The organism is Arthrobacter antibioticus, assembly GCF_030063205.1.
Taxonomy (GTDB): domain Bacteria; phylum Actinomycetota; class Actinomycetes; order Actinomycetales; family Micrococcaceae; genus Specibacter.
Map to the genome: position 1 here is coordinate 82,314 of NZ_JASISQ010000006.1, position 19,568 is coordinate 101,881.

Here is a 19,568-nt window from a genome sequence, read left to right on the forward strand (position 1 = left end):
GAACAGTCCTGTGACTAGTACGCGAACGCAAGGACATCTTCGCCAGCTTCTCCATCTGGGTCCGTACCGCCGTCGTGCCTATCACCGTGTTGGCTTTGGTCAAGTTCGGGCATGGCCGAGACCACTCCGCCCCGGATGTACTTGGTCAGGAGCGCAACTTCCACCACCAGCAGGACCGCATACACGCTCGTTAGGGCCGCAAGAGAGAAGACCATCTCCCCCGCAGATACGCCCGGAGACACCGCCGCGGCCGTAAACATAAAGACCTGATCCACTCCTGACATGGCCGGATTGGGCGCCACAACGAACGGTTGACGGCCCATCTCGGTGAAGATCCAGCCTGCTGCGTTGGCGCCAAAAGGAGCCAGAATTCCGATCAAGGCAAGGCGCATAAGCCCCTTGGACTGTGGCACTGTTCCCTTACGGGTGACAAGCAGTGCTATTCCGGCCGCCATCGCGGCAAGTCCGCCAAAGCCGATCATCATGCGGAAGCCCCAATAGGTGACGGGCATGATAGGGACGTAGTTGATTTCTTGGCCGGCACGGTCCCCGTACATGGGATCGTCCGGCAAATATTTACCGTACTTGGCCTGGTATTCAGGAACCAAGGTGTTCACGCCCTTGATTTCAGTGGTGAAGTCGTTGTGGGCCAGGAAGGACAGGAGTCCGGGAACTTCCATAACGGCCACCACATCGGAGCAATCCCGGCTACCCACATCACCAATGGAGAGAATGGAGAAGCCTGTTCCGTCATGGCAGGCAGCCTCTGCGGCGGCCATCTTCATGGGCTGCTGCTCAAACATCAATTTGCCCTGTAGATCTCCTGAAATGGCGGTTCCAGCAAAGGCAAGCATGGCAACAACGGCGCCGATGCGCAGGGATGTGATCCAGACAGCGTGATCTTTTCTATCACGGCCAGGGATGGTGAGAGATTCGCCAACCACCACTTGGCCTTTAGCATCCACTGTGTCGATGCCGTCTTTGCGGCGGCGCCACAGGTGGTACCAGGCGATTCCCAGGAGGAAACCGCCGGCAACTGCCAAGGCACCTGTGATGGTGTGGAAGAAAGCTACGAGGGCAGTGTTGTTGGTGAATACGGCCCAGGCGTCAACCATTTGGGGGCGTCCGTTGATCATTTCAACGCCAACAGGGTGCTGCATCCATGAGTTCGCTACCAAAATGAAATATGCCGAAACGATGGAACCAGCTACGGCAATCCACAAGCAGGTGAGGTGTATTTTGGCTGGCAGTTTTTTCCAGCCGAAAATCCACAGTCCCAGGAAAGTTGACTCAACAAAGAAGGCCAGCAGTGACTCCATGGCCAGTGGGGCACCAAAAACGTCGCCGACAAACCTGCTGTACTCGCTCCACGCCATGCCGAACTGGAACTCTTGGACAATTCCTGTGGCTACGCCCATGATGAAGTTGATCAGGAATAGTTTTCCCCAAAATTTTGTCATCCGAAGGTATGCTTCATTGCCGGTTTTGTGCCAGCGGGTCTGCAGGATCGCCACCAAAGTACCTAGCCCGATCGTCAGTGGCACCATCAAGAAGTGATAAACGGTCACTATTCCGAACTGCCATCTGGCTATGTCCAGAGCCTCCACGTGATTCCCTTCGTTAGCGAAAATATGCCAGCCTGGCCTTCGTTTCTACGTAACGTAGAAGTACCATTTCTACCCCGCGTAGAACATTACTGTCAAAACCTGTACATTTAGACATGTGCGCATCTTTCATGCGCGAAATTTCTGCCATTTGGCAGTGAAACTAAGGATCAACATGGCAACGCTTGGAGATCTCGAGAGAGCGGTCATGGACCTGCTCTGGGAACATCAGGAAGCCATCACGGCAAATGTATTGCGTGACCTGCTCTCCCAACGCCCCTCGGGCGAAGACGGTGCAACGGAGTCCCGCCCACTGGCCGTTACAACTGTTCTAACAGTGCTCTCACGACTGGAAAAAAAGGGACTCGTTGAGCGTGAGCGTTCTTCACGTCCGCACCGCTACCGTTCTGTGACCAGCAGGGAAGACCACACGGCAGAACTGATGCTGGAGGTTTTGGGTTCAGCCCCTGACCGCGAAGCAGTGCTGGCCAGGTTTATTGGAACTGTCAGTTCCGGCGAAGCAGAAACACTGCGCAAGCTGCTGGGACACTAGCAGCACCTACCACCGTCTTCTCCAAGCCAGCAAGTACCTTCACACGGTAAGTTGTAGTACATGTTTTGGACCTCATGGTTGCTCGCCGCCTTGGCCGTGGCTTTGGCGTGGCCTGTGCCCGTCATGCTTGCCGGTGCAGCATGGCCTGCGCGGGCACCTTTTGCTGCCATGATGTTGTGGCAGGCAATCGCGTTGGCCGGCGGTCTTTCCATGATTGGGGCAATGCTTTGCTATGGCCTTGTGCCCCTTGGCCCCGATCTGGCGAGCGGGCTTCACGGACTCACCGAAATTGTCATTGGCCAACAATCCCTGGACACTCTGGGTCTGCTCCACGCTTTTGCGCTGAGCGCCGCCGCGCTCCTCTCTGCACATCTTGTCTTTACGCTGTGGCTTTCCTATTTTCGCATCCAACGTCAGCGCCGTCGGCACAGGGACTTGCTGCATCTGCTCAGCTCGCCCTCGGAAGATCGTCCCCACACGCTTGTCATCAGCCATCAGGCCCCGGTCGCTTATTGCCTGCCAGGGGGATCACGGTCGGTCACTGTCCTTTCCGAAGGACTTTTGGAGTTGCTCTCACCGGAGGAACTCCATGCGGTCCTGCTGCATGAACAAACTCATCTGACCCAGCGCCATCACCTACTCCTGTGGGCGTTTGCCGCGTGGCGTTCGGCCCTGCCCTGGTTGCCGACCTCAAAACTGGCTCAACAGGCCGTTTCATCGCTGATAGAGATTATGGCCGACGACGTTGCGCTGCGTTCGGTGAGCAAGTCCACCCTCGTCACAGCCATAGCCCTGGTTGCCAGCGGCTCGGCCCAGCTTCCTGCTGACACCCTCGTGGCCAGCGATACCCCACAAATAGACACTCCCGCAACAACTTCGGCGCGGCTTGGCAGGCTGCTGTCCCCGTCCCCGGCCCTGGCCCCAGGTCCCCAGGGACTTGTTATTGCCGGGGCCCTGCTTTTGTTGGCTATCCCCACGGCCCTGCTGCTAGTGCCAGGCCTCCTCGCCTAACCCCCAACGCTCGCTCACTTAACGTTGACTTTTCCTCGACGCTCGCTCACTTAACGTTGACCTTTGGCGAACGCTCGCTCACGCGTGGGCCAACCATCACAGCGTTTCAGACAATATATATCCACGACGCGCGGACCCCACCCTTATAGGAAGGGTAGTTCCCGCGCGTCGCGCTGAAGTAAAAGCTAGGCCTGCCGTCTTAGGCGTCGATCCGACCATGATCGAGATACTCGCTTCCTGCCACGATGAACTCCTTACGCGGGGCAACATCTGAGCCCATCAATAGCTCAAAGGTATGCTCGGCGCGGTCAGCGTCTGCGCTCGTTACCCGGCGCAGCATTCTGTGCCGTGGATCCATAGTTGTCTCTGCCAGCTGATCCGCGTCCATTTCACCCAAACCCTTATAGCGTTGGATCGGCTCCTTGTAGCGCTTTCCAGTTTTAGCCAACTTGGCTAGGAGCGTATGTAGTTCGTTCTCCGAGTAGGTGTAAATCATCTCGTTGGCCTTGGACCCAGCATTAATTACTTCCACCCGATGCAGAGGAGGAACAGCGGCGTAAACATGTCCAGCATCGATCATTGGCCGCATATAGCGGAAGAAAAGAGTCAGTAGCAACGTCCGGATATGCGCGCCATCCACATCGGCGTCCGTCATCAAAATAACCTTGCCATACCGTGCAGAGTCAATGTCAAAGCTACGGCCGGACCCTGCCCCCACCACTTGAATCAGAGCTGCACATTCGGCGTTGGCCAACATATCCCCCACCGATGCTTTTTGGACGTTGAGTATTTTTCCGCGAATGGGCAGCAGTGCCTGGAAGTCAGAGGACCGGGCCAGTTTCGCTGTGCCCAACGCGCTGTCACCTTCAACGATGAACAACTCACTTCTGGCTACATCGTTGCTGCGACAATCCGCCAACTTGGTGGGCAGCGAGGACGTTTCTAGGGCATTCTTACGACGCTGTGTCTCCTTGTGTACACGTGCTGAGATGCGTGATTTCATTTCGGAGACAACTTTTTCTAGAAGCGTTGCCGCCTGAATCTTCTCCCCCCGAGCACTAGATTCAAGCTTTGCTTTTAGCTCTTTCTCAACAACCTTCGCCACTATGTTCTTGACAGCTGGGGTGCCTAGAATCTCCTTGGTTTGACCCTCAAACTGCGGCTCTGCCAGGCGGACGGTCAGGACGGCTGTGAGACCGGCCATGACATCGTCCTTCTCAATTTTATCGTTGCCTGCTTTGAGTTTGCGTGCGTTGGCTTCAATAACTTTCCGAAAAATCTTCAGGAGGGCAAGTTCGAATCCTTCTTGGTGGCGGCCTCCCTTGGGAGTAGCGATGATGTTCACAAAGCTGCGCATGGTGGTGTCGTAACCGACACCCCACCGAAGCGCAATGTCCACCTCACAATCCCTCTCAACAGCCGTACTCTCAAGATGCCCTTCAGCATTGAGAACAGGAACCGTTTCCGTGAACGTGCCATGACCCTGCAGGCGCCAAACGTCAGTGATCGGTCCGCCAACGGACAAAAAATCTACAAACTCCGCGAGACCACCATCGTGGTGGAAGACTTCCTCGTGGGTTGCAAATTCGCCGGGGGTCCCAGGCACGCGCCTTTCGTCAACAACCCTGATTTTCAGTCCCGGGACGAGGAACGAGGTTTGTCGGGCTCTCGCTACAAGTTCCTCGTAGGCGAACTTGGCGTCTGCCGTGAAAATTTGTTTGTCAGCCCAATACCGGATGCGGGTACCTGTCACACCGCGTTTCGTGGTGCCCACTATGTCCAAGTTGGACTTCTCGGTGAAGGGCTCAAACGGTACGTCAGGGCTTAGCGACTTGCCCACGTCTTTAAAGTGCCCCGGCTCCCCGCGACGAAAACTCATTTGGTAGGTTTTGCCACCACGGTCCACCTGGGCGTCCATGCGAGAGGATAGAGCATTGACAACACTGGCCCCCACGCCGTGGAGGCCGCCGGAGGCAGCATAGGAACTACCACCGAACTTGCCACCAGCATGCAGCTTAGTCAGGACCACTTCGACGCCACTGAGTCCTGTTTTCGGTTCTACATCTACGGGTATGCCGCGGCCGTCGTCGTGAACCTCAACGGAATTATCTTTGTGTAAGATAACCGAAATATTCTGTCCGTAGCCGGCGAGGGCTTCATCAACCGAGTTGTCGATGATCTCCCACAGGCAGTGCATCAATCCACGGGAGTCTGTGGAGCCAATGTACATTCCAGGGCGTTTTCGAACAGCTTCCAATCCTTCCAGCACAGAGAGGTGACGTGCACTGTAATTGGAACTCTGGCGTGCCACGGTGGACATACTCCTTCGAGGTTTTTAGTTGGCCGATCACTACCAAGGTTAACGGTTGTCCCAGCAAAAGCTGGCCAACGCCGCAGTAACATCGTCTGGATCACAACTTCCAACACGGATACGCGGTTAGCGAAAGTCCCCCGCGCCATGGAAGAAAGTGCGGCAATTGGTGGTTCTATGAAGTACAAGAACTTATGAAGGAGGCCATCATGACCACCACGACCGTTACCAGCCCCCAGCTGACCACCCTTGATCGCTGCGACCGTTGCGGCGCTCAGGCCTATGTGCGCGTAGTTTTGGAATCCTCCGGTGGAGCATTGCTCTTCTGTGGTCACCACGCCCGCGCAGTAGAAGCAACCTTGAAGCCATTGTCATCTGACTGGCACGATGAAACCAGCCGGCTTCATGAAAAAGCGGCCGTCGCCGTCGATTAAATCCACGGTTAGCCCACCTAGCCTAGGTCGGCAAAATATTATGACATGAAAAGGGCCCGGTTATCCGGGCCCTTTTCATGTCCGCTTCCGGGTTAATCGCCTTAGCGAAACACCCGGTAGTAAGTGCCGCTTAGTCCAAGTAGTCGCGAAGTACCTGTGAACGTGAGGGGTGGCGCAGTTTGGACATTGTCTTAGATTCGATTTGGCGAATGCGCTCACGCGTCACACCATAAACCTTGCCGATTTCATCCAGAGTCTTGGGCTGACCGTCAGTCAACCCGAATCGCATCGCCACTACACCGGCTTCGCGTTCTGAAAGCGTATCCAGAACAGAGTGGAGCTGTTCCTGGAGCAAAGTGAAGGACACTGCATCGGCAGGCACAACGGCTTCGGAGTCTTCAATCAAGTCACCGAACTCAGAGTCACCGTCTTCACCCAACGGGGTGTGAAGTGAAATAGGCTCGCGACCATACTTCTGGACTTCAACAACCTTCTCCGGTGTCATGTCCAATTCCTTGGCCAATTCTTCCGGCGTAGGCTCGCGACCAAGGTCCTGAAGCATCTGACGCTGAACGCGGGCAAGCTTGTTAATAACTTCAACCATGTGCACCGGGATACGGATAGTGCGTGCCTGGTCAGCCATGGCACGAGTGATGGCCTGACGGATCCACCAGGTGGCGTAGGTTGAGAACTTGAAGCCCTTGGTGTAATCAAACTTTTCCACGGCGCGGATCAAGCCGAGGTTACCTTCTTGAATCAGGTCAAGAAAGAGCATCCCACGGCCGGTGTAGCGCTTGGCCAATGAAACAACCAAACGCAAGTTCGCTTCAAGGAGGTGATTCTTGGCGCGTTTGCCATCATGCACAATGCGCCCCAGATCGCGCTTGAGCTGCTCGTCCATGGCGTCTCCACCGGTGGAAAGCTTCTGAGTCGCGAACAGACCCGCTTCGATGCGCAGGGCCAAGTCAACTTCCTGCTCGGCATTGAGCAAAGCCACTTTACCGATTTGCTTCAGGTAATCCTTAACAGGGTCAGCAGTTGCACCTGCCGACATGACCTGCTGGACGGGTGCATCATCGTCGTCTGAGTCGGAGTAGACAAAGCCCGTGCCTGTGGGGAGGGGCCGGGTCGGAGCTGCGTCCTCATCGTCGTCTTCAACCACAGTCTCGGTTGCAGGCTCTTCTTCGTCCTTGATTTTTCCCTTGCCACGACGGGCAGGAGCGGCGGCTTTTTTGGGGGCAGCTTTCGCTGCATCAGCGGGAGCTCCCTCAGCTGCGGCAGCCTTCTTGGCAGCGATGGTGGCAGCGCGCTTCTGTGCTGGTGTCAGCGGCACGGTGGCTGAAGATGCGGAGTCCTCGATCTCCTTCGTTGTGGAGACTTTGCTCTTGGCAGTAGCAGACACAGAAAACCTTTCTTACGGCGGTCTGTGGAGTTACCTTCGGGCAACACCACTATGACCCTGTCAAGTCCATGTTGCTTGGCGCAACAGCTCTGCTTGGAGGGTCACAAGGTATAACGCCTTGTTTGGCTGCGTTGTTCCCGCACCCCTGAAAGAAATTATCTTCCAGTCCTTTTGCCCAATCATTACTACTGCATCAACACGGACCCAACCGGGTCTCGACTTCTAGTGTCTCACGATTTACTCGCTGGTCTTCGCTTTATCGGCCTCGTGGCGGCGGACTTGTTGGAATAAAGATCACAGCTCGCATTACGGGGTGCACCACGAGCGCTAGACTCTACCGCCCGGAATCCCCGCTCCAATGCCAGGCCAGCCCGATACGCAGGCACAGTCGATTAGGACTCTCCGCCACTGTCATCATTTCCCGCGCAGCCATGCCAGGCGGTTCCTTGATTCTTGGCACATTCGGCGATGTACCCAACCGCCAGCAATTCATCTAACAGGCTGGCCAATCGGTACCCTGGTTGGTGTTCTTGACAGGCCTGAAAGTAGTTTCCCGCCCATGTTCCGCGGCCCTTGCACCACTGAATCCAGCCCAAGATGCAAAGAACCGGTGCTTTGTCGGGAGACTCTGTGCAACGGGCCAGGAACTGAAGCAGGTGTTCAGCGATGTCCAATCTCGCCCAGTTGGGCCCGGGCCTCTGTGCACCGAAGCTATCAACAACCACCTCGCCCACCAAAATATGGCCAAAGTCATGCCCTGCCTGCAGAATCGACTTCTCACTCATTCCCTCCAGGGAGATTGCACAGTTGGTGTACTGCTTTCCAGCACGCCAGCTGGCAGGCCTTCTAACCACCCCGGTCCGGTTCTGCACAAGATCAAGCGCTGTGGCACCGGCCAGCGAGTTCTGCCCAGTCGAGGCAAGAGCCACCATCACCGCGTCCCGGACTGTAGCCTCTGCCAGACTACCCAGCAGGTAGGCGACCATATCCGGTTCAGGCGGAATTGGCCAGCATGTCAGACTCAGTTCCCACGCCTCAAGAGTCGCTGACAGCTGCTGTCTCGCCAGACCAAATCTAACCAACGGTTCCCTTAGATCTGCCCCTGCAGCCATCACGGCATCCGCAAAAACCGGGTCCCCGAACGCTGTCAGCTCTTGGATTTGTTCCTTTGGACAATTTCTGACCATGCTGCCTCGGAAAATGAACTCCGCGTTGACAAAACTCTCCCTGATGGAGGAATTGTCTTTACCAGGCCACGGACAACACTGGGGGTCTTGGCATGCAAAACTACGCCAATGGTTCAATCCAACAAACCACGCATCGCGCACTGGCAGTCCACATTCGGCAAAGGCAAAGCAGAGCTCCGCGTACAGCCCACCCTGCGGCGATTCCTGTGGCCCGGACCAATCCTCCTCACCAAAAATCGCCAAGAGACATCCGTCAGCTTCCGTATCGCTAGCAAGCTGGGCCGCGGCCACGGCGGCGAAGTGCGCAATATTAGCACCGTGTTCGGACGGCAGATCCAGACGCAGAGTAGCGCGAAGCCGTTTACCGCTCATACCGATGCACACCACACTGCGCTCCGGCCAATACCCCACCATATGGGGAATAAATGCTAGGAGATCCTCACCAGCACTGACTCTGATCTTGTCTATTTGTTGTCCCATTCCTCAAGGCTGCTGCCAAGAAGGACCGAAAAATAGAGTGACAAAGTCAAAACGTCAGATCTGTGGAAAACTTTGCTCTACTCCCTGACACACGGAAAAACACGTACCTTCGGCAGGTGAGTTTTTAGGCTCCTGCCAACGTTCTCAACTTCCTATTGGAACCATCCGTTCTAAAAAACGCAACGCTAGGAGATTCGGCTGGACAAGTTCGTACGGGCAGCAGGGCAATGAGCCGTGTCGCGAAAAGGAACATTCGTGTTTGGTCCGACAAATTTTCCACGATTACCTATCTAACTTGTTCTTCAGACTAAATATGTGAGAAAAATTGGCACATTGCAGTCTTGGACTATTTGCTGGGGTCGCAATCCAGTACCCAGACAAGTGACTGGGTCGATCGTCTCGCCTTCTGAGACCAACGGAGAATGCTTGCGCTAGCGCCCGTGCCGATGCAACCGGCTTCGCAGGCGCAGCCCGCAGCACGTCCTTAAAAAAATACTCCGTATTTGGCTACGCAGTTGGATGGAACAATTAGCGGCACCCCAGGCAAACGCAATATTCTGTTTCATCTGGCATAGCCGGTGGGGTCCGGGCTGTGGAAGCGATCCGGAGCACCTGCGCGTCGTTGCCTCTAGCCGACGTTGGATCATCCCACACACTCTGCTCCCGTGAAGATTGGAAAGGGAACGGGCGTCCGTGAGAACCAAGGCACCAAGAGTAAACGTGAGAATGCTGGGACACGGGAATACCGTTGGGCTCCACTGCCCGAGAGCTTAGAAAGATGCATGACTGCATCCAGCCGAAACCCCAGTGACGTCACAGTTCAGACCATGGTCTGCAGCTGGGATAGCGTTCAGCTCATGAGGCCTCCTGCAGCAAATACCGCCCTTTAAACCCATAGTACGTCCGGTTTAATCGCTCCGCACCCCATGAAGAGTTTCTTCTTCATCGCGTTTGCGCTTTGTTGGATTGCGTTGGTGGGGAGTTGCTCTTTTAGGTATCCCCGCCCTGTTACTGGCCGGAGTAATGCTCCTGCCGGGCACACTGAGTTCATTCACAGTCAATGATTTCAGCGGTGTCCTATTGATCTATCCGCTTCAGCTTCTTGGCATTATTTTGCTGGGCGGTGGTTTGGAGAAAACGGGCTGGCGCGGATTCGCCCAGCCCAAACTCCAGGAGAAGTACTCTCCACAGGTGGCGGCACTGCTGATTGGCGTGCTCTGGGCCGCATGGCATGCCCCACTGTTTTTGACTCAAATCTAAGATGAACCTGGAAACGGTATTTTCCAGGTTTTTCTTCATATGCTCGTTGTTGTAGCGCTCTCGGTGGTTATGGGCTGGATTCGAAACGGCAGCCAAAGCATTTTTGCCGCAATCGTGGCGCAGGCCTCCGTCAATGGCTCACTGGGAGTTTTGGTGAGCGCACTCCCCGGCTCCTTCGTTGAAGTGAGTAATTGGTGGGGGCTGGGCATCGTATTGGGCGCCGCGGCGTTTGCTTTGATCACCCGGGGCCGTTTGGGACTGGTTCAGCAGAAGTTGGGACTGGCTCTGTAGAAGACAGTGAATTTCATTTAGAGCAGGTATGCCGCCTCCGGTGAGATCACGGCGCAACGTGCGACGGCGAACAACAGTTCCGCTCCGAGTTGCAGTTCAAAGATAAAAGCCATCCCCCTAGAAGCTAGAAGCTAGCGACTAGAGGCAGTGCTCTTGCGGGCCTACTCATCGAGGGGTCTCGCGGGACGACTCAGTCTTTGCGAGCCGCACGTTCATCTCTCTGCTCCTGCCGGAACTGATGGCGCCTGCGACGGTTGTCGGCAAAAACATCGCGCAGCGGTGGCACACGCTCACCACGTGCGGCCATGGTGCTGCGCACCTTGCGCCGTGTAGCAGTGACGGCGGCTATGCCGATGCCCAGAACAAGGAACTGGAACGAGAACGCCACACGGAAAGCATCCAGAGAGTACAGCCCGTCAGGGGAGAACCCAACGCCGTTAAGGACGTCCAGAATCAGCCCAATCATGTACATGGTCACCAGTGCGGCAAAGAAGCCGCCCACGTTCACAATGCCGGTGGCCGTCCCAATCCGGTGTGAAGGGTTGAACGTTCGGGCAAAATCGAAGGCAATCATTGACGCCGGTCCGCCCACAGCAAGAACAAGCACCAACACCACAAGCAGCCACAGCGGCGCAGGTCCTGGTTGCAATAGCACTGCAGCCCATGCGGCAACGATGGCCAACGACACCGCAAGGACCATGGTTGAGCGACGCAGCGGGTGCCTGCCTACCCAGCTGCCCAAGAACGGCCCGCAGATTATCCCCACCACAACGAACAAGCTCAGCAACACGCTGGCCGTTGCCGTATCCAAGCCTTGACCCGAAACAAGGAACGGATAACCCCACGTCAACACAAAAACCGTACCCGAGAACTGGGTTGCGAAGTGGCTCCACATCCCAAGCCGCGTCCCGGGCTGCCGCCATGCTGTAGCGAGGTCAGCTGCTGTTTCCTTCATACCGGGTCTAGAAACGGGGGGTGTAAAACCTGCAGGGGTGTTGCGCAATAGCGTGGCAGCGAGAACGCAAGCCAATACTCCCAGAGCTGCCAAGCCCACAAACGCCTGACTCCACCCAGCCTGATGAAGCACAAACGCAAAAGGGGCAATGCTGATGAGCTGACCAAACTGGCCCAATTGGCCTGTTAGTTGGGTCAGCACGGGAACCCTACGCGTAGGGAACCACAGTGGGATCAGACGAATGACGGCAATAAAGGTCATGGCGTCACCGGCCCCAACAAAGACCCTGCCCACTACTCCAGCCGGCACGGATGTTGCGCCGGCCAATTGCAGCTGTCCGAGCACCATCAACCCTGCGCCCGTCGCTATCATGACCCGCGGACCAAATCTGTCCACAAGCACACCGACGGGAATCTGCAGCCCCGCATACACCACAAGTTGAATGACTGTGAAAGCAGATAGAGCCGACGCCGTGGCACCAAATCTTTCCGTGGCTACAAGTCCGGCAACACCAAATGAGGTTCTATGGGTGATGGCAATCAGGTAGGCAAAAACTCCAACACCCCACACCAACCATGCACGTTTACTATCCACGCGTTTAGTTTAGGCCACCTTCAGGTCCCCCGAGAGACCCGGAATCACGGCTAGCTAGATACGCCTCAACGGCCGCACCAAGTTCATCAGCGTCGGGTAGTTCGTCATTGTCACCGGCAAGCAGCGACCTGGGCGCATTTCCATCTGCATGTTCGTCGTACTGCGTTTCAAGATTCTTTACCACTGTGGCAACCTCGGCGGAACCTTCAACCTGTTCAGTAATTTGCCGTTCCACTGCACGCCCAGCCTCGCGCAGGCGTTCGCTGGGCAGCATCAGCGACGCCGCAGCCCCAAGATATTCCAGGCCCGCAACTGCGGCGGGCGGGTACTCGGCGTCGGAAAGGTAGTGCGGGACGTGAACTGCGTACCCCACAACATTGCGCCCCACGGCATCAAGTTTAAATTCCAACACGTGACCGATCGCCGACGGAATCTCCAGGGTGGCTTTCCACGCCGAGATCCCTTCGATCAAGTCGGGACGGTTCCCGTGCACAGTTGCCCCGATGGGCCTGCTGTGCGGGACAGGCATGGGCACCGAATGCGCCCAGGCCACAAGATTCACGTCAAAACGCTCCACAAGGGACAGGACAGCCAAGCTGAACCGTTCCCACTGCAGGTCAGGTTCGTTCCCGCACAGATATAGGAATGGCGTGCCTAAAGCATCCACCATGCGGTAAAGCGCCAGCGACGGTGCCTTGTAGTCACTTAGACGGTCCTGGGTAAACGTTATTCTTGGCCGACGTGAGCGGTAATCAATGAGCTGGTCAATATCGAAAATTGCCAGAGCTTCCCCGCTCAACTGGTCCTTAAGCTCGCTGGCGATTTGGGAAACAACCTGGCCGGCATCTGAGAAGCCAGTGAAGGACATCAGGAGGTTTGCACCCTTGAGGTCATCGTTGGCGATTAGCTCTTCATTGAGGACATACAGGGACTCCGGGTCTTGAAACGGTGTGTACTCGTTGATATTCATAATCTTCCTCAGCTGCTTGTGTCTCTGACCATCACAACACCACAAACGTCCCGATCATTCCACTTGAGCATGCCAAGGCACTGTTTAGTGCGCGCGAAGCCTCAAAGAGTCTCAGACGGACGACTATTTTTCTTCCACCGCCAGCATGACTTGGGCGTAGTTCTGCGCGAATGAGTTCGCGGGTGGCCCAGTTCCGGCCTTGCTCGCACGGGTCCATCCTGGCTTGGCGGGCAATCGTGACGGGTTGGCGCTACGATCGAAGCATACGATACCCGTTCATCAACACCCCAAAGTGAGGACAGTATTTCAGTGAGTGTTAAAGAAAACATCAGCTTCCGCGTGGTCAGCAGCGACTTGGCAAAGGTCTCCGCAGACGCGCTTGTTGTAGCCGTAAGCAAAGGCGCCGACGGACCCGTAATTTTGGACTCCCCCCTTTCCGCAGCAGCGATTACCTCGCTCAAAGCATCCATGCCCGCGTTGGGTGTCACAGGGGCTGTAGATCAGATTGTGCGCCTACCCGGTTTAGATGAAACTGGCGCAAAGATCCTCGTGCTTGCCGGCATTGGCGCCGTCAAGAACTCCACCGTCACCGATGAAGCACTGCGCCGCATGGCAGGTGCAACAGTTCGCCAGCTAGCCGGAATCAAACATGTACTTTTTGCTGTACCGACGACGGCGGTCAGCCAAGTTGCCGCTCTTGCCGAGGGTGCCGCACTGGGTGCCTACCAATACGCAAGCCTGCATTCAAGCACCAAGGATAAGCAGGAGCCGGTGACCAAGGTCACGATTCACTCCACACTTGCCAAGGACCCGGAACTGGCAGCAGCTCTTGAGCGCGCTTCCGTGGTCTCCAAGGCAGTCAATGCAACTCGGACACTGGTCAACGAGCCACCCAGCAAGTTGTACCCGTCCACATTTGCAGATGCTGCCAGGGACTTGGCAAAGGGCTTGCCCGTCAAGGTAACAATTTTAGATGAAAAGCGTCTCCTCAAGGATGGTTACGGCGGCATCATGGGCGTGGGACAAGGCTCTTCGCGTCCACCACGCATGGTCAAGCTCGAATACAAGTCTGACCGGGCAGTTGCAGACCTTGCGCTGGTAGGCAAGGGCATCACGTTCGACAGCGGTGGAATTTCCATCAAGCCTGGCGCGGGTATGGTCACCATGAAATGCGATATGGCAGGCGCCGCAGCCGTTCTTAACACGGTGTTAGCTGTTGCCGACCTGGGTCTGCCCGTCAACGTCACTGGCTGGCTCTGCATTGCCGAGAACATGCCATCCGGCACCGCCATTCGACCTTCTGACGTGCTGACAATGTTTGGTGGCAAGACGGTAGAGGTGTTGAACACAGATGCCGAAGGCCGCTTGGTCATGGCCGATGGACTCGTTGCCGCATCTGCGGAATTCCCCGACGTGATTATCGATGTTGCCACGCTCACCGGTGCTCAAGTGGTTGCACTTGGCCACCGTACAGCCGGAGTTATGGGCGATGAAGGTGTTAGTGCAGCGCTGAAGGCTGCGGCCGACAGGGCCGGAGAACTCATCTGGCCGATGCCGTTGCCGGAGGAGCTACGCCCCACACTGGAGTCACCCGTTGCCGACATGGCAAACATTGGCGAACGCATGGGAGGCATGATGACCGCCGCCGTGTTCCTGCAGGAATTCGTTGGCAAGGGCAAGGATGGGGAACCCATCCCGTGGGCTCACCTTGATATTGCCGGTCCGGCCTTCAACGAGGGCTCACCGTATGGTTACACCCCTAAGCAAGGCACGGGTATGGCTGTGCGCACCCTGGTTGCTTATGTTGAAGACGTTGTAGCTCGAAGCGCCTAGGACTTCAATAAGTCTTGAGCTTGTTTAGTAATCCATGATCAGCACCACAGTGAGTATGACCACATTCCGCTTTACTGTGACAGCGCTAAGGGTGTTGCATGGAACAACTAACGTAAGGTAAATGCTGAAAGTATTTGTCTTTGACCGACAGGAGTGGCGCATTCCGTCAGGAATGCTCCGCTTCTCTCAATAAATGATGAGATGACGCGCCTACAATGAGCGCGTCACCCGAACGCGAGGGAGCGTCTACGTGGCCGAACAGGCAGCTGGGCAAGAATTCGATATTTTGGTTCTCGGCGGTGGCAGCGGCGGTTACGCAGCTGCGCTGCGGGCAGTCCAATTGGGTATGACCGTTGGGCTTGTGGAGAAAAGCAAGTTGGGCGGCACCTGCCTGCACAACGGCTGTATCCCCACAAAGGCCCTATTGCATGCAGCAGAGGTAGCCGACCTCGCCCGCGAGGGTGCATCCATCGGTGTTAACAGCCAGCTCAACGACATTGACCTGGTCGGTGTCAATAAGTACAAAGACGGCATCATTGCCGGCAAATACAAGGGCTTGCAGGGTCTCATTAAGGGCAAGGGCATCACCGTTATCGAGGGTGAGGGCAAGCTCACGGCCGCCAATACCGTGACCGTTAACGGTGTGAACTACACCGGCAAGAACATTGTTCTAGCCACGGGTTCCTACTCCCGCAGCCTTCCGGGGCTTGAAATCGGGGGCAAGGTCATCACTTCTGATGAGGCCCTCACCATGGAGAAGTTGCCTAAGAGCGCCATCGTGCTTGGCGGCGGGGTTATTGGTGTGGAATTCGCTTCAGTGTGGAAATCCTTTGGTGTGGATGTCACCATCATCGAAGGAATGGCGTCATTGGTTCCTAATGAAGACGCTTCGATCATCAAAGTACTGGAACGCACATTCCGCAAACGCGGGATCAAGTTCAATACCGGTACTTTCTTCCAGGGAGTCGAACAGAACAACGACGGCCTGAAAGCGACTCTGGTGGATGGGAAAACGTTCGAAGCTGACATTATGCTCGTTGCTGTTGGTCGTGGCCCGTCCACATCCGGCATGGGCTTTGAAGAAGCGGGAGTCACAATTGATCGCGGCTTCGTGATCACCAACGAACGCTTGCACACCGGTGTCGGGAACATTTACGCAGTGGGTGACATCGTGCCTGGCATTCAGTTGGCACACCGCGGCTTCCAGCAGGGCATCTTTGTTGCTGAAGAAATCGCGGGTATGAACCCCGTGATTGTTGAAGACATCAACATCCCCAAGGTCACTTACTGTGATCCGGAGATCGCTTCTGTGGGCTTGAACGAGAAGCAGGCCAAGGAGAAATTTGGCGATGCAAACGTTGAAACCACCGAATACAACCTGGCCGGCAACGGCAAGAGCGCCATCCTAGGTACCGGCGGAATCATCAAGTATGTGCGTGAAAAGGACGGTCCCGTTGTGGGCGTCCACATGGTTGGCAGCCACATTGGTGAGCAGATTGGCGAGGCCCAATTGATCGTGAACTGGGAAGCCTACCCCGAGGATATTGCGGGGCTCATCCACGCCCACCCCACACAGAACGAAGCCCTCGGAGAAGCAGCAATGGCATTGGCCGGACGCCCGCTCCACGGTTAGTAACAAAAAAGTTTAGTGCACCCTGCGCCAGCGCTGGGTGCACTAAACTGTAATTAATACATAATTCAAGAATTTCGCAGCGATGCACCAGTATGCACCATCAATTAAATGCACCGCATAAGAAGGAGAACGGGGACGAAATGTCTGAATCCGTGAACTTGCCCGCCTTGGGTGAAAGCGTCACCGAAGGTACCGTCACGCGTTGGCTCAAGCAGGTCGGGGACCGCGTTGAAGTTGACGAGCCTTTACTGGAAGTTTCCACCGACAAGGTTGACACCGAGATCCCGTCACCCTTCGCCGGCATTCTAGAAGAAATCCTCGTACCAGAGGACGAAACAGCCGAAGTGGGTGCAGCTCTTGCCCGCATTGGTTCCGGCGAGTCCTCCTCAGCCGATGCTCCCGCAGCTGCCGAGTCCACAGCCGAAACTCCCGCAGAGACAGCCTCAGAGGCACCGGCTGAAGCGCCTGCCGCTGAGGAAACTTCGGCTCCCGCTGCGGCACCGGCCGGCGATGCGCACGAATTGATTCTGCCGGCTTTGGGTGAGTCAGTGACAGAGGGTACGGTCACTCGCTGGTTGAAAGCTGTTGGCGACACCATTGAAGTTGATGAGCCTCTTCTGGAGGTCTCCACCGACAAGGTTGACACCGAGATCCCCTCCCCCGTGGCTGGTGTTTTGCTTGAAATCCGCGTGCCTGAAGATGAGACCGCTGAAGTTGGCGGGGTACTTGCCTTGATTGGTTCCGCTGATGCAGGCGCGCCTGCAGCTGCTCCTGCACCTACAGCCGCCCCCGCGGCGGCTCCGGCAGCTGCACCAACACCTGAAGCCGCACCAGAGCCATCTGTGCCCGCAGCCTCCCCTGCCCCGGAACCTGCCCCGAAAGCGGCAACTGAACCCGCTCCGGCGGCCAAACCAGCTGAACCTGCTGAACAGGCATCAGCTCCCGCGGCAGGTACTGAATCCAGCTACGTAACTCCGCTGGTTCGCAAGCTCGCAAACCAGCAGGGTGTAGACATCTCAACCGTCACCGGCTCAGGAGTAGGGGGACGCATCCGCAAACAGGACGTTGTTGCCGCTGCAGAGGCCGCCAAGGCTGCCGCTGCGCCAGACACGGCCGGCCCTGCTGCAACTTCTACGGCCAAGGCTGCTCCCGCGGTTGTGCCGTCGTCACTGCGTGGCACTACTGTCAAGGCACCTCGTATTCGCCAGGTTATTGCTCGGCGCATGCGCGAATCGCTGGAGGCTTCCACTCAGCTCACGCAGGTGCATGAAATTGATATGACACGCATCGTCAAACTGCGGAACCAGGCCAAGGGTGACTTCCAGGCCACCAACGGCACCAAGCTAACGTTCCTGCCGTTCATAGCCAAGGCAGTGACCGAGGCGCTAAAGTCTCACCCCAAGGTTAACGGTGAGTACAACGAGCAAACTCAGGAAATCACTTACCACAACGCCGAGCACCTGGCGATTGCTGTTGACACCGACAAGGGACTGCTAGTTCCTGTCATCTCCAATGCGGGAGACCTGAATTTGGCCGGCCTGGCTGGAAAAATTGCTGACGTTGCTGCACGTACCCGCAGCGGCAAGATCGGCCCGGACGAGCTGTCCGGCGGAACATTCTCCATCACGAATATCGGAAGTGTTGGCGCACTGTTTGACACTCCGATCATCAATCAGCCCAACGTTGCAATCTTGGGCACAGGCGCGATCGTGAAGCGGGCAATGGTTGTTGCGGACGCGGATGGAGATGACACCATCGCTATCCGCCACATGATGTACCTGTGTCTGACGTACGACCACCGTTTGGTGGACGGCGCCGATGCGGGCCGATTCCTGCAGACGTTGAAGGCTCGGTTGGAAACCGGCGCATTTGAGGCCGATTTGGGGATGTAATCTCCGCGCCTCACTTTTACAGTGAATGCTCGACGGCGGCTGGAGACTTGGCAGAGCCAGTCTCCAGCCGCCGTTGCTGTGTCAGGAGGAGCTCTCTGGGAGTGCACCAGCGTAAAGTTGGTATAAGGCCAGCCTCAATAGACACTGTGTCACCAAGTTGTTTAAGCTAGTGCCATGGACCTTTTACGTTTAGTGCTTGTTTTTCTACATATCCTTGGCGCAGCCGCGATCGTGGGCGGCTGGCTCGCCGCGTTTAAAACACCCACAGTGACGCAGTGGCAGTGGATTGGTGCGCTGACTCAGCTCATCACGGGGCTACTGTTGGTTGGTCTTGCAGAAATGGGCGATGGCGGGATTAACAATTTTAAGATCGGTGTGAAGTTGATCATCGCACTCGTGGTTGTTATTGCCGCATTCATTGGGCGCCGGAAGGCCAAGAAAAACCAAGAGGTACCCAAGGGTCTTGCCCATGCAGTTGGCGGTATGGCCTTGATCAACATCGCTGTGGCTGTTTTCTGGGTTTAGACTATTTCAACCCGCGCTAGCAGGATCTAGCAGCACTAAGGGCGCTTTCATTTCCGGGATGTGAATTATTTCCTCTTTCCCGGAGATGAAAGTGTCTTTTCTTCTTTAAGGCATAGGCTGGTTGAGGTTGCACTTGTGAGTTTTACCGTGCATCAGGATTTATCCTTCATTACGATTCATAGGAGTGAACATGGCTACAACTCGTAACGCCCACGCAGGCTGGGTCGGCGACCTTCCCACCGGCGCCGGACAGGTCACTTTGGACAGCTCGGAACTGGGCACCTTTGATATCACATGGAAGGCCCGCACAGAGGCTTCCGAAGGCAAAACCAGCCCGGAAGAACTGATCGCTGCAGCCCATTCGTCATGCTTTGCCATGGCGTTTTCAAATGAACTCAGCACCGCCGGTCATGCCGCCGAGTATGTGAACACCAGCGCGGCAGTCTCTTTCCAAGCAGGCACTGGCATTACCGGTAGCCATCTGACTCTGGCTGCAAAGATCCCCGGCATTAGCCAGGAAGAGTTCGAGAAGATTGCCAATGCAGCCAAGTCCGGTTGCCCGGTCTCAGCAGCGTTGGGTGGCGTCAAGATCACGCTCGAGGCAACACTGGAGGCTTAGTCCCTCCCGTTCCA

At 56.2% G+C, this 19,568-nt stretch carries 16 protein-coding genes; 10 read left to right on the forward strand and 6 right to left on the reverse strand.

The genetic code is table 11. The features are described from left to right. Positions 1-14: 14 nt before the first annotated feature. Complete coding sequence (locus QMG40_RS13160) at positions 15-1,607, reverse strand: cytochrome ubiquinol oxidase subunit I (RefSeq protein ID WP_283531522.1); 1,593 nt, start codon at positions 1,605-1,607, stop codon at positions 15-17. Between the two features lie 172 nt (positions 1,608-1,779). On the opposite strand from QMG40_RS13160, the gene QMG40_RS13165 reads away from it, so the two are divergent. Next, positions 1,780-2,157 carry a BlaI/MecI/CopY family transcriptional regulator gene (locus QMG40_RS13165; protein WP_283531523.1) on the forward strand — a complete coding sequence of 126 codons (378 nt, stop codon included), beginning with the start codon at positions 1,780-1,782 and terminating at the stop codon, positions 2,155-2,157. A 60-nt stretch (positions 2,158-2,217) separates the two neighbouring features. Next, on the forward strand, positions 2,218-3,168 hold the full coding sequence (locus QMG40_RS13170; protein WP_283531524.1) for a M56 family metallopeptidase: 951 nt from the start codon (positions 2,218-2,220) through the stop codon (positions 3,166-3,168). A 199-nt stretch (positions 3,169-3,367) separates the two neighbouring features. Here QMG40_RS13170 and QMG40_RS13175 read toward each other — a convergent pair whose 3' ends face one another. Continuing rightward, positions 3,368-5,479, reverse strand: coding sequence for a DNA gyrase/topoisomerase IV subunit B (locus tag QMG40_RS13175; RefSeq protein WP_283531525.1), 2,112 nt, complete (start codon positions 5,477-5,479; stop codon positions 3,368-3,370). Positions 5,480-5,688: 209 nt separating this feature from the next. Between QMG40_RS13175 and QMG40_RS13180 the strand changes: the two genes are divergently transcribed. Then, positions 5,689-5,913, forward strand: coding sequence for a DUF7455 domain-containing protein (locus tag QMG40_RS13180; RefSeq protein ID WP_283531528.1), 225 nt, complete (start codon positions 5,689-5,691; stop codon positions 5,911-5,913). A gap of 130 nt (positions 5,914-6,043) precedes the next feature. On the opposite strand, the gene QMG40_RS13185 is transcribed toward QMG40_RS13180, so the two are convergent. Together QMG40_RS13185 and QMG40_RS13190 are read right to left on the reverse strand one after the other, a co-directional pair. Then, positions 6,044-7,315, reverse strand: a complete 1,272-nt coding sequence (locus QMG40_RS13185) for an RNA polymerase sigma factor (protein WP_459253008.1) — start codon at positions 7,313-7,315, stop codon at positions 6,044-6,046. 392 nt (positions 7,316-7,707) lie between these two features. Further along, positions 7,708-8,982, reverse strand: a complete 1,275-nt coding sequence (locus QMG40_RS13190) for a DUF4192 domain-containing protein (protein WP_283531529.1) — start codon at positions 8,980-8,982, stop codon at positions 7,708-7,710. Positions 8,983-9,933: 951 nt separating this feature from the next. On the opposite strand from QMG40_RS13190, the gene QMG40_RS13195 reads away from it, so the two are divergent. Both QMG40_RS13195 and QMG40_RS13200 read left to right on the forward strand, forming a co-directional pair. Further along, positions 9,934-10,242, forward strand: coding sequence for a CPBP family intramembrane glutamic endopeptidase (locus tag QMG40_RS13195; protein WP_283531530.1), 309 nt, complete (start codon positions 9,934-9,936; stop codon positions 10,240-10,242). 39 nt (positions 10,243-10,281) lie between these two features. Beyond that, positions 10,282-10,533 carry a hypothetical protein gene (locus QMG40_RS13200; protein ID WP_283531531.1) on the forward strand — a complete coding sequence of 84 codons (252 nt, stop codon included), beginning with the start codon at positions 10,282-10,284 and terminating at the stop codon, positions 10,531-10,533. A 190-nt stretch (positions 10,534-10,723) separates the two neighbouring features. Here the strand turns inward: QMG40_RS13200 and QMG40_RS13205 are convergent, their stop codons facing one another. After that, positions 10,724-12,082: an MFS transporter gene (locus QMG40_RS13205; protein WP_283531532.1), complete on the reverse strand. Its 1,359-nt coding sequence runs from the start codon at positions 12,080-12,082 to the stop codon at positions 10,724-10,726. Between the two features lie 4 nt (positions 12,083-12,086). Then, complete coding sequence (locus QMG40_RS13210) at positions 12,087-13,052, reverse strand: proteasome assembly chaperone family protein (protein WP_283531533.1); 966 nt, start codon at positions 13,050-13,052, stop codon at positions 12,087-12,089. 309 nt (positions 13,053-13,361) lie between these two features. Between QMG40_RS13210 and QMG40_RS13215 the strand changes: the two genes are divergently transcribed. The 5 genes from QMG40_RS13215 to QMG40_RS13235 all read left to right on the forward strand — a co-directional run bounded on the left by QMG40_RS13215 (position 13,362) and on the right by QMG40_RS13235 (position 19,554). Further along, positions 13,362-14,885 carry a leucyl aminopeptidase gene (locus QMG40_RS13215; protein ID WP_283531534.1) on the forward strand — a complete coding sequence of 508 codons (1,524 nt, stop codon included), beginning with the start codon at positions 13,362-13,364 and terminating at the stop codon, positions 14,883-14,885. 250 nt (positions 14,886-15,135) lie between these two features. After that, positions 15,136-16,518: a dihydrolipoyl dehydrogenase gene (gene lpdA, locus QMG40_RS13220; protein ID WP_283531535.1), complete on the forward strand. Its 1,383-nt coding sequence runs from the start codon at positions 15,136-15,138 to the stop codon at positions 16,516-16,518. Positions 16,519-16,658: 140 nt separating this feature from the next. Next, positions 16,659-18,410, forward strand: coding sequence for a 2-oxoglutarate dehydrogenase, E2 component, dihydrolipoamide succinyltransferase (sucB, locus tag QMG40_RS13225; protein WP_283531536.1), 1,752 nt, complete (start codon positions 16,659-16,661; stop codon positions 18,408-18,410). Positions 18,411-18,584: 174 nt separating this feature from the next. Further along, positions 18,585-18,935, forward strand: a complete 351-nt coding sequence (locus QMG40_RS13230; protein WP_283531537.1) for a hypothetical protein — start codon at positions 18,585-18,587, stop codon at positions 18,933-18,935. Between the two features lie 190 nt (positions 18,936-19,125). Beyond that, entirely contained in the window at positions 19,126-19,554 is a 429-nt protein-coding gene (locus QMG40_RS13235) for an OsmC family peroxiredoxin (RefSeq protein ID WP_283531538.1), read from the forward strand. Positions 19,555-19,568 lie beyond the last annotated feature (14 nt).

Bases quoted from the DNA above. Each gene is read 5' to 3' on its own strand.
- QMG40_RS13165 (WP_283531523.1), top strand. From the start codon at position 1,780: ATGGCAACGCTTGGAGATCTCGAGAGAGCGGTCATGGACCTGCTCTGG.
- QMG40_RS13170 (WP_283531524.1), top strand. From the start codon at position 2,218: ATGTTTTGGACCTCATGGTTGCTCGCCGCCTTGGCCGTGGCTTTGGCG.
- QMG40_RS13180 (WP_283531528.1), top strand. From the start codon at position 5,689: ATGACCACCACGACCGTTACCAGCCCCCAGCTGACCACCCTTGATCGC.
- QMG40_RS13190 (WP_283531529.1), bottom strand. From the start codon at position 8,982: ATGGGACAACAAATAGACAAGATCAGAGTCAGTGCTGGTGAGGATCTC.
- QMG40_RS13200 (WP_283531531.1), top strand. From the start codon at position 10,282: ATGCTCGTTGTTGTAGCGCTCTCGGTGGTTATGGGCTGGATTCGAAAC.
- QMG40_RS13210 (WP_283531533.1), bottom strand. From the start codon at position 13,052: ATGAATATCAACGAGTACACACCGTTTCAAGACCCGGAGTCCCTGTAT.
- sucB (WP_283531536.1), top strand. From the start codon at position 16,659: ATGTCTGAATCCGTGAACTTGCCCGCCTTGGGTGAAAGCGTCACCGAA.
- QMG40_RS13230 (WP_283531537.1), top strand. From the start codon at position 18,585: ATGGACCTTTTACGTTTAGTGCTTGTTTTTCTACATATCCTTGGCGCA.
- QMG40_RS13235 (WP_283531538.1), top strand. From the start codon at position 19,126: ATGGCTACAACTCGTAACGCCCACGCAGGCTGGGTCGGCGACCTTCCC.